Origin of the sequence: Luteimonas rhizosphaericola, from assembly GCF_029888045.1 — a bacterium.
Lineage (GTDB): Bacteria > Pseudomonadota > Gammaproteobacteria > Xanthomonadales > Xanthomonadaceae > Luteimonas > Luteimonas rhizosphaericola.
This window is the reverse complement of the sequence record NZ_JARXRN010000021.1, coordinates 259,355-275,463: the sequence shown is the minus strand read 5'-3', so window position 1 is coordinate 275,463 and position 16,109 is coordinate 259,355. Positions and strand designations below refer to the sequence as shown.

At 72.6% G+C, this 16,109-nt stretch carries 16 protein-coding genes; 8 read left to right on the top strand and 8 right to left on the bottom strand.

The annotated features are described in order from the left end of the window. Window positions 1-61: 61 nt before the first annotated feature. The 5 genes from dusB to QFW80_RS07605 form a co-directional block, all read right to left on the bottom strand. Window positions 62-1,060, bottom strand: a complete 999-nt coding sequence (dusB, locus tag QFW80_RS07625) for a tRNA dihydrouridine synthase DusB (protein ID WP_280601025.1) — start codon at window positions 1,058-1,060, stop codon at window positions 62-64. 48 nt (window positions 1,061-1,108) lie between these two features. Continuing rightward, window positions 1,109-1,864 (bottom strand): DUF4893 domain-containing protein, encoded by a 756-nt coding sequence (locus tag QFW80_RS07620; RefSeq protein ID WP_280601024.1) that lies wholly within the window; start codon window positions 1,862-1,864, stop codon window positions 1,109-1,111. Window positions 1,865-1,964: 100 nt separating this feature from the next. Then, on the bottom strand, window positions 1,965-2,978 hold the full coding sequence (locus QFW80_RS07615) for a ribokinase (protein ID WP_280601023.1): 1,014 nt from the start codon (window positions 2,976-2,978) through the stop codon (window positions 1,965-1,967). Between the two features lie 15 nt (window positions 2,979-2,993). Further along, window positions 2,994-4,292 carry a NupC/NupG family nucleoside CNT transporter gene (locus tag QFW80_RS07610; protein WP_280601021.1) on the bottom strand — a complete coding sequence of 433 codons (1,299 nt, stop codon included), beginning with the start codon at window positions 4,290-4,292 and terminating at the stop codon, window positions 2,994-2,996. Between the two features lie 116 nt (window positions 4,293-4,408). Continuing rightward, on the bottom strand, window positions 4,409-5,536 hold the full coding sequence (locus QFW80_RS07605) for a GGDEF domain-containing protein (protein WP_280601020.1): 1,128 nt from the start codon (window positions 5,534-5,536) through the stop codon (window positions 4,409-4,411). A 108-nt stretch (window positions 5,537-5,644) separates the two neighbouring features. Between QFW80_RS07605 and QFW80_RS07600 the strand changes: the two genes are divergently transcribed. From QFW80_RS07600 to QFW80_RS07580, 5 genes are all read left to right on the top strand, one after another. Further along, window positions 5,645-6,607 (top strand): aldo/keto reductase, encoded by a 963-nt coding sequence (locus QFW80_RS07600; protein ID WP_280601018.1) that lies wholly within the window; start codon window positions 5,645-5,647, stop codon window positions 6,605-6,607. A gap of 84 nt (window positions 6,608-6,691) precedes the next feature. Beyond that, on the top strand, window positions 6,692-6,892 hold the full coding sequence (gene hemP / locus QFW80_RS07595) for a hemin uptake protein HemP (protein WP_425603518.1): 201 nt from the start codon (window positions 6,692-6,694) through the stop codon (window positions 6,890-6,892). Between the two features lie 136 nt (window positions 6,893-7,028). Further along, window positions 7,029-9,269 (top strand): TonB-dependent hemoglobin/transferrin/lactoferrin family receptor, encoded by a 2,241-nt coding sequence (locus QFW80_RS07590; RefSeq protein ID WP_280601017.1) that lies wholly within the window; start codon window positions 7,029-7,031, stop codon window positions 9,267-9,269. A gap of 16 nt (window positions 9,270-9,285) precedes the next feature. Next, entirely contained in the window at window positions 9,286-9,960 is a 675-nt protein-coding gene (locus QFW80_RS07585) for a Hemin transport protein (protein ID WP_280601015.1), read from the top strand. Continuing rightward, window positions 9,957-10,907, top strand: coding sequence for a DUF6607 family protein (locus tag QFW80_RS07580; protein WP_280601013.1), 951 nt, complete (start codon window positions 9,957-9,959; stop codon window positions 10,905-10,907). Before QFW80_RS07585 ends, QFW80_RS07580 begins: the two co-directional genes overlap by 4 nt. Window positions 10,908-10,955: 48 nt before the next feature. On the opposite strand, the gene QFW80_RS07575 is transcribed toward QFW80_RS07580, so the two are convergent. The 3 genes from QFW80_RS07575 to QFW80_RS07565 are packed head-to-tail and all read right to left on the bottom strand — an operon-like array spanning window position 10,956 to window position 13,397. Continuing rightward, the gene (locus QFW80_RS07575) at window positions 10,956-12,209 is read right to left on the bottom strand and encodes a PDZ domain-containing protein (protein ID WP_280601012.1); all 1,254 of its coding nucleotides are present in this window, start codon (window positions 12,207-12,209) and stop codon (window positions 10,956-10,958) included. A gap of 26 nt (window positions 12,210-12,235) precedes the next feature. After that, entirely contained in the window at window positions 12,236-12,811 is a 576-nt protein-coding gene (locus tag QFW80_RS07570) for a hypothetical protein (RefSeq protein WP_280601011.1), read from the bottom strand. Beyond that, window positions 12,804-13,397: an RNA polymerase sigma factor gene (locus QFW80_RS07565; RefSeq protein WP_280601010.1), complete on the bottom strand. Its 594-nt coding sequence runs from the start codon at window positions 13,395-13,397 to the stop codon at window positions 12,804-12,806. Before QFW80_RS07565 ends, QFW80_RS07570 begins: the two co-directional genes overlap by 8 nt. A gap of 111 nt (window positions 13,398-13,508) precedes the next feature. Here QFW80_RS07565 and QFW80_RS07560 point away from each other — a divergent pair, with 111 nt between their 5' ends. From QFW80_RS07560 to QFW80_RS07550, 3 genes are all read left to right on the top strand, one after another. Next, window positions 13,509-14,495, top strand: coding sequence for an SPFH domain-containing protein (locus QFW80_RS07560; protein WP_280601009.1), 987 nt, complete (start codon window positions 13,509-13,511; stop codon window positions 14,493-14,495). 9 nt (window positions 14,496-14,504) lie between these two features. After that, window positions 14,505-14,945: an NfeD family protein gene (locus QFW80_RS07555; protein ID WP_280601376.1), complete on the top strand. Its 441-nt coding sequence runs from the start codon at window positions 14,505-14,507 to the stop codon at window positions 14,943-14,945. A 157-nt stretch (window positions 14,946-15,102) separates the two neighbouring features. After that, window positions 15,103-16,053, top strand: coding sequence for a cation diffusion facilitator family transporter (locus QFW80_RS07550; protein WP_280601007.1), 951 nt, complete (start codon window positions 15,103-15,105; stop codon window positions 16,051-16,053). The last annotated feature ends 56 nt before the right edge of the window (window positions 16,054-16,109 follow it).

The window sequence follows — 16,109 nt, the reverse complement described above, 5'->3', positions numbered from 1 at the left end:
CCTCGATTCCCCGAGCGGGATCATGGTCAGCCCGACGCGAGCTGGCAAGCCCGTGCGCGGATCAGGCCGCGGCGGGCAGCTCGGGCGCGACGCCCGCCGCCAGCGCGTCGAAGTAGTCGCGGGTCAGCCGCAGCTGCGAGGCGGCGTCGTCGGCGCGGTTGACCACCGCGCGGAAGGCCGCGTTCTCCGGACGGTCCTTCGCGTACCAGCCCAGGTGCTTGCGCGCGATCCGCACGCCGGCCTGTTCGCCGTAGAAGGCGTGCAGCGCGTCCAGGTGCGCCAGCAGGATGTCGCGGATCTCGGCGAGCGTCGGCTCCGGCAGCAGTGCGCCGGTGGCGAGGAAGTGGGCGATCTCGCGGAAGATCCACGGACGCCCCTGCGCGGCGCGACCGACCATCACTGCGTCGGCGCCGGTGTGGCGCAGGACCTGCAGCGCCTTGCGCGGCGAGTCGACATCGCCGTTGGCGACCACGGGAATGCGCACCGACGCCTTGATCGCCGCGATCGTGTCGTACTCGGCCCGGCCGGTGTAGTGCTGGTCGCGGGTGCGCCCGTGCACCGCGAGCGCGGCGATGCCGTTGTCCTGCGCGATGCGCGCGATCGCCGGCGCATTGCGGTGGTCCGCGTCCCAGCCGGTGCGGATCTTGAGCGTGACCGGTACGTCCACCGCGGCCACCACCGCCGCCAGGATCCGCGCCACCAGCGCCTCGTCCTGCATCAGCGCCGAACCGGCCCAGGCGTTGCACACCTTCTTCGCCGGGCAGCCCATGTTGATGTCGATGATCTGCGCACCCTCGGCGGCGTTGTGGCGCGCGGCCTCGGCCATGACCGCCGGCACGGTGCCGGCGATCTGCACGCTGACCGGGTCCGGCTCGCCGTCGTGGTCCATGCGGTGGAGCGACTTGCGGGTCTTCCAGAAGCGCGGGTCGCTGGTGGTCATCTCCGACACGGCCAGGCCCGCGCCCAGGCGCTTGCACAGCAGCCGGAACGGCTTGTCGGTGACCCCCGCCATCGGGGCGAGGATCACGTTCGGTTCGATGGTGTAGAGGCCGATGCGCATCGCGGGCGCATTGTCGCAGCCGCCGAGGCGGCGCGCGAGCGTGCCGCCTCAGCGGCGCAGGTGGTAGACCTCGAAGCGCCCGTCCGGGCCGTCGGCGTCGAGCAGCACCAGCAGTTCGTCCGCCCCGATGCGGTAGAGCACGCCCGCGCTGTTCTCCTCGCCGAAGCGCTGCGACTGCGGCGAACGCGCGGGCTCGTAGGCGCGCGGCGGATCGTCGTTGACCGTCGAGGCGCCGAGGAAGGCGAGGCGCGTGTCGTCGCCGGCCACGGGATACAGCTGTCCGCTGCGGCGCTGCGAGCCGGTGGTCTTGGCGAGCGCGTGGCCGCAGGCGCTGGGCGAGATGCGCGCCTGGAAATACGGATAGGCGTACACGGCCTCGCCGTCGAACTGCAGCGAGCGCACGCGCCAGGTGCCATCGATCGTGCCAAGCGCAACTGCCGGGCGCCGGAGCAGGGCGCGCAGCGGCGCCACGTCGCCGCCGGCGTCGGCGAGCGCTTCGAGCAGCGCCTGGGGCGTCGCTTCGGTCATCGCGCGGTGACGCGGCAGGGCGAGGGCGGTCCAGTCGCAGGGCTCGGCGGTGTCGCCGGTGGGCGGCGCCGACGCAGGTTCCGGCACGGGTGGCGTGCGATCACGGGCGTCCGCGTCCGCGTGCACCTCGGCGGAGGTGGGCGCGGTGTCCGAGGTTCCGGCTGCGGACGGGTCGGCGGGCGGCGTGCGTGGCGCGGACGGCGAGCAGGCTGTGAGCGCGACCGTGAGCAGTATGGCCAGCGGTGGGGCGGGGAACAGGGCGGAAGTGGCGCGCATGCGGACGACTCGCGGAATGGACGCGCGACACCATCGCGCAATCGCGCTGAGCCACTCGTGAAACCAGCGCGGCCGCCGCATGAGCGGCGCGCCGCCGCGGTCAGCGCGGCGCGCCGGCACTCGGTGTCGGGGGCGCCGACGGCGCAACGACGCCCGGTGTCGCCAGCACCGGCATCGACTCGGCCGCGCCTTCGTGCTCGGTCGAGCGCGCGGCGTAGAGGGTCGCGAAGCGCACATGGTCGGCGAACGTGCGCTCGGCCGACAGCGCCAGCGACGTCGCCAGCGCACCGTTGAACGCATCGCCCGCGCCCGTGGTGTCCACCACCGCCGCCTCGTAGGCCGGTACGCGATAGTGCGCGGCCTCGTCGCCGCGGCACTTGTCCTCGCGGTGCGACACGAACGCGCCCGCCGCACCGAGCGTGATGACGACCGTGCCGCGTGGCAGCAGGGTACGGCAGAGGTGGTGCAGGCGCTCGTCGTCGGCGCCGGCGACGTCGTCCGGATCGATGCGCTCGCTGCTGTGGCGCGCGAGCAGGGCAGCGAACTCGGTCTCGTTCGGGGTCAGCACGTCGGCCACGGCCAGCAGTTCGCGTGTGCTCTCGGCATTGGCGGGTGCGGGGTTGAGGATGGTGCGCACGCCCGACGCGCGCGCCAGGCGCATCGCCTCGAGCACGCTGTCGGCGGGCGATTCGAGTTGCGCCAGCATGATGCGCGCGCCGGTCACGGCCTGGGCCTGCCGGGCGATGAACCCACCGGACAGGGTGGCGTTCGCGCCCGGCCCGATCACGATGCTGTTGCGTCCCTGTGCATCGACATGGATGCCCGCGGTGCCGGTCGGCTCCTCGCTTGTCTCCGCGCGCAGGTCGATGCCGTCGGCCGTGGCCAGCGCGCGCGCCAGCGCGCCGCCCTCGTCGTCGCCCAGCGCGCACACGAACACCGTCGCCGCGCCGCTGCGCGCGCAGGCGGTGGCCTGGTTGAAACCCTTGCCGCCGGGGCCGGTGCGGTACTGGCCGGTCCGGGTTTCCCCGGCACGCGGCAGGCTGTCGCAGTGCCAGACGTGGTCGACGTTGAACGAACCGACGATGACGACGCGATGGGCGGTGGCGTGGGTCATGGCGCTGGGCGGAGGTCAGGCGCCGAGGTTGGTGAGCACGCCGGCGATGGTCGCGGTCATCATGGTCGCGATCGACCCGCCCAGCACCGCTCGCAGGCCGAAGCGCGCGAGGTCCTGCCGCCGTTCCGGGGCGATGCCGCCGATGCCGCCGATCTGGATCGCGATCGAACTGAAGTTGGCGAAGCCGCACAGCGCATAGGTCGCGATCAGCGTCCCCTGCGGCGTCAGCGACACGCCCTCGACATTGCCGCGCAGGATCTCGCCCAGCTGCACGTAGGCGACGAACTCGTTGAGCACGACCTTGGTGCCGATCAGCCCGCCGACGGTGCCGGCGTCCTGCCACGGCACCCCGATCAGCCACGCCAGCGGCGCCAGCACGTAGCCCAGCAGGGTGGACAGCGTGGTCGGCTTGCCGATGGCAGCCTGCAGTCCGGTGATTTCCCCCAGCCACGCCAGCGGCGCGTTGATCAGCGCGATCAGGGCGATGAAGGCCAGCAGCATCGCGCCGACGTTCAGCGCCAGCCTGAGGCCGTCGGCCGCGCCGGCCGCGGCGGCGTCGATTACGTTGGCGGTGGTCTTCTCCACGTTCACGCGAACGCTGCCCAGCGTCTGCGGCTCGCCGGTCTCGGGCACCAGAATCTTGGCGATCACCAGCGTCGCCGGCGCGGCCATGATGCTGGCGGTGATCAGGTGCTTGGCGTAGACCGCCTGCTGCGCCGGGTCGTCGCCGCCCAGCAGCAGCACGTAGGCGCCAAGGACGCCGCCGGCGATCGTGGCCATGCCGCCGACCATCAGCGTCAGCAGTTCCGACGGCGTCATGCCCGCGATATAGGGCTTCACCACCAGCGGCGCCTCGGTCTGGCCGATGAAGGCGTTGGCGCACACCGACAGCGTCTCCGCGCCCGACACCCGCATCAGCTTGGTGATCACCCAGGCCATGCCCTGCACGATCTTCTGCATCGCGCCCAGGTGGTAGAGCACGCTCATGAAGCTGGCGAAGAAGATGATCGTCGGCAGCACCTGGAACGCGAACACGAACCCGAACTTGGACGGATCGCTGAAGTCGCCGAAGATGAAGCGCGCGCCCTCGGTGGTGAAGCCGAGCAGCTTGACGAAGCCGCTGGAGAGGGTGTCGAACACGCCCGCGCCCCAGGGCGTGAGCAGCACCGCCGCGGCGATCGCCAGCTGCAGCGCCAGTCCGATGCCCACCAGCCGCCAGTCCACGCGCGCGCGGTTGGTCGAGAACAGCCAGGTCAGGCCGATCAGCACCGCAAGGCCGAACACGCCGAACCCGACCCGCGCCACTGCTTCCATCTGATCCCGTTCCGGCGGCTGACTGACGCGGCAGCCTAGTGCAGGGCGCTGGCGGCGGCAACCTCGCCAGCGCCTGGAGACCGCGGCTGCAGCGGGTCGCGCGCCGTGGGCGATGCTCAGGTATCGCGCGCGATCACGCGGTTGCGGCCGCTGCGCTTGGCCTCCTGCAGGCGGCGGTCGGCGGCACCGAGCAGCGCCGAGGCGCTGCCGCCGTCCTGCGGGAACGCCGCCAGGCCGGCGCTGAAGGTCAGCGCCACCGGCTCGTTGCCGCGCTCGGATGTGAACGGGCGTTCGGCCAGGCTGCGCCGGTAGCGGTCGAGCCGTTCCCAGGCGCTGCCGATGGGGCACAGCAGCACCAGCACGAACTCCTGCCCGCCGATCCGCGCCAGGTGTTCGTCTTCGCCCAGCATCTCGCGAAGGTGTCCGGCGAGGTGGCGGATCGCGCGGTCGCCCCCGATCTGGCCGATCTCCTCGTACACGCGCTTGAAGTGGTCGATGTCCACCAGCGCCAGGCTGACGGTGCGCCCGTCGCGGCGCGCGGCGTCGAACATCCGCGGCAGCCGCTGCAGCAGCCAGGCGCGGTTGGGCACGCCGGTCAGGCCGTCGCGTCCGGACATCTCGATCAGGCGCTGCATGCGGTAGACCAGGGTGCTGGTGAGCAGGGTCATCAGCGCCAGCAGCACCAGCCGTTTGCCCTGCGCCGTCGGCGTCACCGCGCCGTGGTCGATCGACAGCAGCGGCGCCGGCGCCAGCGCCATGACCGCGCCCACCAGCAGCGCGTACTGCACGATCGCCAGGCTGCCGACGTACAGCGTCAGGCGGCCGTCGTTGCGCATCGCGGTCAGGGCGATGGCGAACAGGTAGAAGCACCAGGTGCCGACGCTGTTGAGGCTGGCGGCCGGATCGTGCACCGCCAGCAGCGCCAGCACGCCGGTGATCACCGTGATGTCGTAGCTGCCGGTGGCGTAGGGCAGCCAGTGGTGGCGGCGGTGGTTGCGCGCGAGCGCCAGCCAGATCTGCGCCATCAGGTTGACGAACACCGCCACCGCCAGGCCCGCCAGCGTACGCGTGGTGTCCTGCGCGCCCAGACCCGCGGCAAGCGGCAGCGCCAGCGTCAGCAGCGACAGCAGCGCGCGCAGCTTCGCCACCAGCAGCTCCCCGCTGGCGCCGAGTTCGAGCATCACCTCGTCGGGGCGTCCGAAGAGGGTGGCGAGCATGCGCCTGAGCGAGGCGGATTCCTGCATGCGGACGTCGGGTCGGAAGGTTGGCGCGAGGATACCGCGCCGCCCGGGCGGGAATTGCGCGTGGCGCGTCGAATAGACTGTGCCCGCCCCCTCGGACCGGAGACGACCATGCGCTATCGACGCCTCGGAGCTTCCGGGCTGAAGCTGTCCGCGCTCTCGTATGGCGCATGGTTGACCGCCGGCAGCCGCTTCGGTCGTGGCGAGGCGCGCGAGCTGGTCGCGCTGGCCTGGGACCACGGCGTCAACTTCTTCGACAACGCCGAGAACTACGCCCATGGCGAGGCCGAGCGCGTGATGGGCGACGTGATCGCCGACCTGCGGCTGCCGCGCGACGGCGTGTGCGTGTCCAGCAAGGTGCGCTTCGGGTCGGTCCCGGATCCGCGCCCGACCCAGGCCGGCCTGTCGCGCAAGCACGTGCGCGATGCCTGCGACGCCGCGCTGCGCCGCCTGCGCGTGGACTACCTCGACCTGTTCTTCTGCCATCGGCCCGATCCCGACACGCCGGTGGCCGAAACCGTCCGCGCGATGGACGATCTCGTGCGCCAGGGCAAGGTGCTGTACTGGGGAACCTCCGAATGGCCGGCGGCGCTGATCCGCGAGGCGATCCACGTCGCGCGCGCGCACCACCTGGAGCCGCCGGCGATGGAACAGCCGCAGTACAACCTGCTGCACCGCGACCGGGTGGAACTGGAATACGCGCCGCTGTATGCCGAACACGGCCTGGGCACCACGGTGTGGTCGCCGCTGGCCTCGGGCCTGCTGAGCGGCAAGTACGACGCCGGCCTGCCCGCCGACGCGCGGCTGGCGCAGCCGGGCGCTGGCGTGTCGCTGGAGGGGCCCGAGGGGCGTGCCAGGCTGGAACGGTCGCGCCGTTTCAGCGCGGTCGCCGCAGAACTCGGTGTGGCGCCGGCACCGCTGGCGATCGCCTGGTGCCTGAGCAATCCGCACGTGTCGAGCGTGATCCTGGGGGCGACGCGCGCCGAACAGCTGCGCGAGAACCTCGGCGCGCTCGAACTGTCGGCGCGCTTCGACGAGCAGGTGTGGCGCCGCCTGGAAGCCGCCACGCGCTAGGGGAGGACAATCCGCCGGTCCGGGACTTGACAGACAAATGAGAATCATTAGCATCATGATTCCCGACTGGCGAGGACTGCTGCCATGCTGATGAGCCCGGCCCACCACACTTCCGCGACCCCGATCTCCGACGCCGCCGACCCTGCGCCGCTCCGCCCGCAGCCGCTGCGCGAGATCGACAGCCTGCGCCTGCTGCAGGGCCAGCGCGAACTGTGCATCCGCCACGGCAACGAGACCTACCGCCTGCGCCACACGCGCAACGACAAGCTGATCCTCACCAAGTAAGCGCCGCGCGGCCTCTGCCGCCGTGGCTCCCGCGGGTGCTCCGCCGCACCCGACCAAGGCCCGCAAGCCCAGGCAAGCCCGCTTGCCCTGACGCCAGCTCCGCCTCCGATCCCGTCGTCCGATCGCGAGACCGAACATGCGTCCCACCCTGCTTGCCGCCGCCCTGGCGCTGGCGCTGCCGCGCCTGGCCCTGGCCGACCCCGACACCCCTGCGGACGCCGACCTGGCGCCGGCCGATTTCGACCGCGTGGTGGTCACCGCCACCCGCACCGCGCGCGAGGTGTCCGACGTGCCCAACACCGTCGACCGCATCGACCGCGCGCGCATGGACGCGCTGCTGGTGCGCGACCTGAAGGACCTGTTCCGTTACGAGCCGGGCATCACCGTGACCGAGACCTTCGGCCGCTTCGGCATCGGCGACATCCGCGTGCGCGGACTGGGCGGCAACCGCGTGCGGATCCAGACCGACGGCATCGCGGTGCCGGACGCGTTCTCGATCGGCAGCTTCTCCAACGCCAACCGCAACTTCGTGGATCTCGACACGCTCAAGGCGGTGGAGGTGGTGCGCGGCCCCACCAGTTCGCTCTACGGCTCGGATGCGCTCGGGGGCACGGTGTCGTTCATCACCCGCGACCCGGCCGATGTCCTGGCCGAGGGCGCGACCACGCACCTCGGCGCCAGGCTCGGCATCGAGACCGACTGGAACGGGCTGTCCGCCGGAGCGATCGCCGCCTTCGGTGGCGATCGGTGGTCGGGCCTGGTCGCCGTCCAGCACCGGCAGGGGCAGGACACGGAGAACATGGGCGAGGCCGGCGGCACCGGCAGTACGCGCACGCGTCCGAATCCGCAGCAGCGCGACGGCCGCAGCGTGCTGGCCAAGCTGCTGTACGCGCCCGACGCGCGTCAGCGCATCCGGCTCACGTTCGAAGGCAACGAGGACGACGCCGACACCGACCTGCTCACCGCCCAGGGCGTGCAGGCGCTCACCGGCGCCGACCACACCCGGGTCGCTGCGCGCGACCACCAGCGACGCGCGCGGATGTCGCTGGCGCACGAGCTGGACGATGCCGGCGGCGGTTTCGCCGATGCGCTGGACTGGCAGGTCTACGTCCAGGACAGCCGCACCACGCAGTACACGATCGAGGAGCGCACGCTGCCGGCGCCCACGCTGCGCGACATCCGCGAACGCGGCTTCGATTTCGAGCAGCGCGTGGTGGGGGTGCAGGCGAACCTGCGCAAGGCGTTCGACACCGGCCGCGTGCGCCACGACCTCGCCTGGGGCGTGGATCTGTCGCGCACCGCCACAGAGCAGCGCCGCGACGGCCTGCGCAGTTTCCCGCTCACCGGCGTCGCCACGCCCAGCATGCCGCCGGACGAGTTCCCGGTGCGCGATTTCCCGCTCAGCGACACCACCAGCGCGGCGCTCTACGTGCAGGACGAGATCGCCCTGGCCGACGGCCGCATCCGCCTGGTGCCCGGCCTGCGCGTCGACCACTACCGGCTGGAACCGGAGCTCGATCCGGTCTTCGCCGGCGACAACCCGGGCGTGGCGGTGGTCGGGCTGACCGAGACCAGCGTCTCGCCCAAGCTCGGCCTGGTCCGGCACCTGGACGATGCGTGGTCGCTGTTCGGCGGCTACGCGCGCGGTTTCCGCGCGCCGCCGTATGCCGACGTCAACATCGGTTTCACCAACGTGATGTTCGGTTACACCGCGATCGCCAATCCCGACCTGCGCCCGGAGACCAGCGACGGCCTCGAGCTGGGCGTGCGGTTCTCCGGCGACGCGGCGTACGCCAGCCTGGCCGGGTACCACAACCGGTACGACGATTTCATCGAGTCGTTCTCGTTCGTCGGCACGAACGCGGACGGGCTGATGGTGTTCCAGTCGGTCAACGTGGCGCAGGCGCGCATCTACGGCGTCGAGTTCAAGGGCGGCCTGCTGCTGGGCGCACTGCGGCAGGGCTGGGAGGGATGGACGCTGCGGGCGGCGGCGGCGTGGTCGCGCGGCGACGACCGCAGCGCGGGTGAGCCGCTGGAGTCGGTCGACCCGCTGACCGCGAGCGTGGGCCTCGCCTACGACGCCGGGTCCTGGGGCATCGAGCTCGCCGGCCGCTTCGCCGCCCGACGCGACCGCCTGCCGTCCGCTCCGGCGGGCAGCGCCGACTATTTCGAAAGCCCGGGCTACGGCGTCCTGGACATCTATGCACACTGGAACTTCGCACCGGGCGCGACCTTCCGCGCCGGCGTGTTCAATCTCGCCGACCGCAGGTACTGGCCGGCGGGCGGCATCGCCCTGGCGGGCGCGTCCAGTACGACGCTCGACCGCTACACCGCGCCGGGGCGCAACGTCGGCGCCAGCCTGTCGCTCTCGTGGTGACGCGGTGACCGCTCCGATGTCCTCCGCCGCGACCGCGCGACTGCCCACGCCGGGCCAGCTTGCGCGGCTGGGGACCGTGCTGTGCCTGTACCCGGCCGGCGCGGGCGGCGAACTCGGCGGCTGGTCGCGCGCGGTGCGCGCCGAGGCTGCGGTCCCGCTGCACAGCGACGGGCCGGAGGACTGCATCGCCTTCCGCGACACCGGAGGCGAGTGCTGCTGGAAGCTCTGCCTGCTGCCCGACAGCGACTTCCTGGCCTGGGAGCGCCTGGTGGCGCGGCTGCCGGTGCGGGCCGAGGCCGGCACCGGGCCTGCCCCGGGCATCGGCGAGCGCCTGCTGCAGCGGCTCGTCGGCCGGCGGCGCAGCGGCCACTGGCAGGCCAGCGTGCTGCGCGTGCGGGCGCTGGCGGTGCCGGGCGCATCATCGCCGGGTGCGTTGGCCGCGGTGCTGGCGCCGGTCTCGCCGGCCGGAGCGGCCGCCGCGCGCGCGATCGCCCGCCGCGCCGATGCGGACGCCAGCGCCCTGGTCGACGACTGCTGCTGCCTGCGCGCCGCGCGCGCCTCCACGGGCGGGAGGGGCAGGCCGGACGCCGCCGCCGCGATCGAACTGCGCCCGCCCGCCGCGCCCCGCAGCGAGGCGCTGCGCCCAGATCCTTCCCGCTTCGACACTTCCCGATCCAGGACGCACGCATGAACAAGCACGCCACCCTGCTGCTGCTCACCGTCGCCGCGAGCACCGCCCCCCTGCGCGCCCAGGACGCGCCCGCGCCCGTGGACCTCGACGCCGACCGCAAGGCGATCCTCGCCATGCAGGGCGAGTACACGGTCGACTTCGCGTTCGACGAAACGGTGCTGCTGGCGCCGGGCTACGAACGCGCGAAGCCGCAGCGCAGCGGCGGCGACGAGGTGGTGATCGTGGTCGAGGACAGCCCGCGCAGGATCGTGCTGCAGCACATCCTGGTCGAGCAGAAGAGCGGCCACGTCACCAAGCACTGGCGCCAGGACTGGACCTTCGAAGCGCCGCGGCGCTGGGAGTTCGCCGCCGACCAGACCTGGCGCATGCGCAAGCTTCCCGCCGGGCTCACCACCGGGGCCTGGACCCAGTGCGTGTACGAGGTCAGCGACGCGCCACGCTACTGCGGCACCGGCCGCTGGAACCACCGCTACGGCGTCGCCACGTGGACGTCCGACCGCACCTGGCGCCCGCTGCCGCGGCGCGAGTACACCAGACGCGACGACTACAACGCGATGAATGTGGAGAACCGCCACACCATCGTCCCCGGCGGCTGGACCCACGAACAGGACAACACCAAGACCGTGCGCCGCGCCGATGGCAGCACCATGCGCACGCTCGCGCGCGAGACCGGGTTCAACGACTACCGGCGCACCGAAGCGCTCGACTTCCGGCCCGCCTACGACTACTGGAACGCGACCCGCGACTACTGGGCGCGCGTGCGTGCGCGCTGGGACGCGGCGCTGGCCCATCCGGACGGGCTGCGGCTGAAGACGGACGTGGACGGGATGGCGATGATCATGCCGCTGTTCACCCAGGCGGGCGAGGTGCAGGCCGGCAGGACGGTCGGCGACACGCAGATCGATGCGGTGTTCGCTCGGTGGGTGGAGCCGGCAACGGCGCCCTGAGCGCACGCGCCTCAGGCGCGGCCGCCGCCGGGTGCGGTGGCCGCGCGCCTACGAGAGCACGCCAGGCCGGCCGCGTCGCTGCGCGATCGCCACCACGTCCTCGCCCGGAAACATCGCGCCGCGATCGAAGGCGCCGCCGGCCACCGCGGGTGGCGATGGTGGGCGCGGCGGTGCGGGCGGCGTTGCCGGGGCGGCGGGCGCCTTCGATGCCGGCGCTGGAGGAGGCGAAGGCGGTGCGGGCGGTGCGGGCGGCGCAGGAGGCGCCGGCCACGCCAGGTCCGGTACCGCGATGCGGGTCTGGCCGGGCTTGCGCTCGCGCAGGTAGTCGATCGCCACGCGCTCTCCGCTCCTGCGCCCGCGCAGCCGCGCCATGACCTCGCGCGGTGTGGCCACGTCCCGGCCGTCGACGCGCCGGATCACGTCGCCCGCCTGCAGGCCTTCGAGTTCACCGGTCGAGAGCACCAGCACGCCGCGGTCGGCGCCGAAGTAGCGCCCCAGCTGCGGATCGAGCTCGGCCAGGTTCAGCCCGTGCCAGCGGAACGCCGAGGCCAGCCGCGGCGCACGGCAGTCGTCGCCCCTGCAGCCGGCGCCATCGCGGCTGATGCGCACGATCTCGCGGCGCACGTCCGGGGCGATGCCGGGGACCGTGTCGAGCGCCAGCAGGCTGGCGTCGAGTCCTTCCATCGCCGATGCCAGCGAGCGTTCCAGCTGCGCCTCGTCGATCCATTCGAAGCGGCCGCCGTCGCCGGTGGCGAAGGCGAACGCGCGGGTGCTGGCCTGGGGTGTCGCCTTGACCGTGGCCCTACGGCCGTCGCGTTCGTAGCCGAGGGTGAGCTCGCGATCGGCGCGCTGGTCGGCCAGCAGCCTGCGCACGTTGGCCAGGCGCAGCTCGCCGGTGGTGCCGAGGATCGCCACGCCGTCGATCGACAGCAGCCGGTCGCCCGCGCGGAGCCCGGCGCGCGCGGCCGCGCCATCGGGCGTGACCCCGGTAATGCGCACGCCCGCGCCGTTGTCGCCATCCAGCAGCACGCCGAGCAGTGGCCGCGTGCGCGCCTGCGCGGCATGCCGTCCGGCAGCCGCGGCGGAGACACCCTGTGCGCGCGCGAGTTCGGCGACGCGTTCGGCGGCGCGGCGCAGTTCGGCGCGGGCCTTGGCCAGTTCGCGTTCGCGCGCGGCGTCCGTGGCGGGCGTCACGGTCGTGGCGGAGGCAGCCCCGGTCTGCGCGTCACGCGCGCTGACCGGGTCCGACGACAGCAGCGCGGCAAGCGCGACGGCGAGCAGGGAGGAAGTGATGCGGGTCATGGGCGTGCCTCGTGGATGGAGCGGTTTCAGTCGACCGCGACCAGGGCGGCGTCGTAACGCGTGCCCTGCGCGGCGAGCCAGCGGCGGTTGCTTTCGAACCCGGTCACGGCGCGCAGGCCGTCGACGCGCTGCTGCCACAGGGCGCGCCGGGTCTCGATCGGCAGCCCGGGCTGCATCAGCGCGGCGTCGATCGCCGCCAGGTCATCGTCCATCTGTTCGGCCAGCAGGGCGGCGGTGGCGCTGGACACACGCTCGTCGCGCGCGAACGCCAGCAGCGCCTCGAGCCGCGCGGATTCGGCCTGCAGCTGCGCGAGGGCACTGTCGCCGGCCTGGGCGGGGCCGGCAGCGCGACCAGCCAGGGATGCGGGGGTCGTCGGCGGGTTCGTTTCGCTGCCCGGCGGAGACAGGCGCCAGGGCAGGGCGACGGCCAGCATCAGCACCGCGGCGGCCGCCATCCACAGCGGCCAGCGGGGGCGGCCGCGCGCGTCGAGCCGCGCCGACACCGCCTGCCAGCCGTCCGCAGGCGGGGTTTCGGGCGGCAGCGCGGCGAAGGCCTGCGCCCAGTCGCGCGGTGGACGCGCGTCGGAAGGATGGTCAGGCATGGGCGGATTCCTCCATCAGCCTCTGGTCAGGTACCAGCAGCGCGCGCAGGCGGCGGGTGCCGCGCGCGAGCTGCGACTTGGAGAAGCTCGTCGTGCGCTCCATCAGCGTGGCGATCTCCTCGTGGGTGTAGCCCTCGGCGTGGTACAGCCACAGCACGCTGCGGGTGGTGGCCGGCAGCGCCGCCAGCGCGCGCTGCAGCGCGGCGGCGTCGGCCGCGGCCGGCGGCGGCGCGGCGTGGTCGTCCTCGCGCTCGTCCAGCAGCGGATCGAACGCGTCGGGCTGCTGCTTCGCCCGCCGCAGCCGCATCAGCGCCTCGTTGACCGCGATCTGCCGCAGCCAGCCCCAGAACGGGCTGTCGCCGCGGAAGTGGCCGATCCGGTCGATCACCTTGAGCATCGTGTCCTGCAGCACTTCGGACGCCTCCTCGCGGTCGCCGCAGATCCGCAGCGCCAGCGTGTACACGGGCCGCTCGAACCAGCGGTAGACCTGCTCGAACGCCGCCCGCTCGCCGGCGCGCGCGCGCTCGAGCAGCGCCCGGGGCACCTCGATGGCGAAGCTCGACGATGGCCGGGGTTCGGGCGGCATTCCCCAGTCTGGATGCGGTGGCGGGGCGGATGGTCGCAGCCCGGTCACATCCGGCCTCGGCGCCGGGTCCGGGACCTATACTCGGATCCACATCTGAAGGAGGGGGTTCCCATGGGCGGAGGCATGTTCCTGACCGCGGTGCTGCTGGTGGCGGGCATCATCATCCTGTTCAAGACCGTGCGCATGGTGCCGCAGGGCTACGAATGGACGGTCGAGCGTTTCGGCAAGTACACCCACACCATGGGCCCGGGCCTGCACTTCCTGATCCCGGTGGTCTACGGGGTGGGGCGCAAGGTCAACATGATGGAGCAGGTGCTGGACGTCCCCAGCCAGGAGGTCATCACCAAGGACAACGCGGTGGTGAAGGTCGACGGCGTGGTGTTCTTCCAGGTGCTGGACGCGGCCAAGGCGGCGTACGAGGTGTCGAACCTCGAGGTGGCCTCGATCGCGCTGGTGCAGACCAACATCCGGACCGTGATCGGCTCGATGGACCTCGACGAGTCGCTCAGCAACCGCGAGACCATCAACGCCCAGCTGCTCAACGTGGTCGACCACGCGACCAACCCCTGGGGCATCAAGGTGACCCGCATCGAGATTCGCGACATCCAGCCGCCGCGCGACCTGGTCGATTCGATGGCGCGGCAGATGAAGGCCGAACGCGAGCGGCGCGCGGTGATCCTGGAAGCCGAGGGCCATCGCCAGTCGGCGATCCTGCGCGCCGAGGGCGAGAAGCAGGCGGCGATCCTCGAGGCCGAGGGCGAGAAGGAGTCCGCGTTCCGCGAGGCCGAGGCGCGCGAACGCCTGGCCGAAGCCGAGGCCAAGGCGACCCAGATGGTCTCGGACGCGATCGCGCAGGGCGACGTGCAGGCGATCAACTATTTCGTTGCCCAGAAATACGTGCAGGCGTTCGAGAAACTGGCCACGGCGCCCAACCAGAAGTTCGTGCTGATGCCGATGGAGGCCAGCGGGCTGATCGGCTCGATCGGCGGCGTGGCCGAACTTGCGAGGCAGGCACTCGGCAACCCGCCGCCAGCGGCGCCGCGCGGCAACCCGCCGCCGTCGTCGCCGTCGCGCGTCACCTTCCCCGGCGGAGACTGAGCCATGGACCTGCGCTGGGACGTGGTGGCCTGGGGCGCCATCGCGCTGCTGCTGTTCGCGGCCGAGGCGCTCGCGCCCGGCGCCTTCATGCTGTGGATGGGCTTCGCCGCCGTGGTGGTGTTCCTGGGCGTGCTGCTGGTGCCCGGCATCCCGCTGCTGGCGCAGGTGGCGGCATTCATCGCGCTCAGCTTCGTCTCGATCCAGGTCTACCGGAAGTTCGTCCGCGGTCGCGGGCACGAACGCGAGAGCGACCACCCGCACCTGAACCGGCGCGCGTTCCAGCATATCGGCCGGGTGGTGCCGCTGGAGCAGGCGATCGTGGCCGGGCGTGGCCGGGTCAAGATCGGCGACGCCTTCTGGCTGGTGCAGGGTGCGGACCTGCCTACCGGCACGCCCGTGCGCGTGGTCGGCACCGACGGCATCGTGCTGCAGGTCGAAGCGGCGGACTGAGTCGGCGCGTGCGGCAGCGGCCACGGAGGTGGCTGCGGACGGCGCCGGGATCGGGCAGCGCCAGGCGCCGCGAACGCAGCGCGCGCGTGGCGCCTGGCCACGCACCGCCGCCGCCCGCGATTGTGTAACAGCCGCCGCGGTCGCTAGCGTGGCCCGCATGGCGCACGACCATCATCACGGCCACGGCCACCACCACGAACACGCCAGCGCCGCGAGCATCCGCCACGAGAAGCCCCTGTGGTGGGCGCTCGCACTGATCGCGACGTTCGCCGGCGTGGAAGTGGTGGCCGCGTTCGCCACCAACAGCCTGGCCTTGCTGTCGGACGCGGTGCACATGGTCACCGATGCCTTCGCCCTCGGCGTGGCGCTGGTCGCGGTGCGGCTCGGCCGGCGCCCGCCCGACGCGCGCCGCAGCTTCGGCTACGTGCGCGCCGAGGCGATGGGCGCCCTGTTCAACGGCCTGCTGCTGCTGGTGCTGTCGGGCTACATCCTGTGGGAAGCGGTGCACCGGTTCCTGCAGCCGCCCGCAGTGGCGTCGCTGGGCATGCTGGTGGTGGGCGTCGCCGGGCTGCTGGTGAACCTGGTCGCGATGCAGCTGCTCAAGGCCGGCAGCGACGAAAGCCTGAACGTCAAGGGCGCATACCTCGAAGTCTGGGCCGACATGCTCGGCTCGGTCGGCGTGATCGTCGGCGCGCTGGTGATCCAGGTCACCGGCTGGCGCCTGGCCGATCCGCTGCTCGCGGTCGCGCTCGGCCTGTGGGTGCTGCCGCGTGCGGTCGCGCTCGTGCGCCAGGCCGGCAACGTGCTGATGATGGGCGTGCCGGAGGGCATCGAGCTGGCGCAGGTCCGCACCGCGCTGGCCGACCTGCCGGGCGTGTCCGACGTGCACGATCTCCACGTGTGGTCGCTGGCCTCGCGCCAGGCGGCGATGACCGCTCACCTGGTGGTCGACGACAGCGTCGATGCGCGCGCGCTGCGGCACGCGGCCGGTCACGTGCTGGCCGACCGGTTCGGCATCGGCCACGCCACCCTGCAGGTGGAAGGCCATGGCTGCCACGGGCCCGACTGCGGGGCGGGGCGGCTGCACACGGAGCCCCACCGGCACTGAGCCCGCTCCGCGCGCGGATCGCCGCGCGGGACGATCTGGGATAATCCGCGCATCGC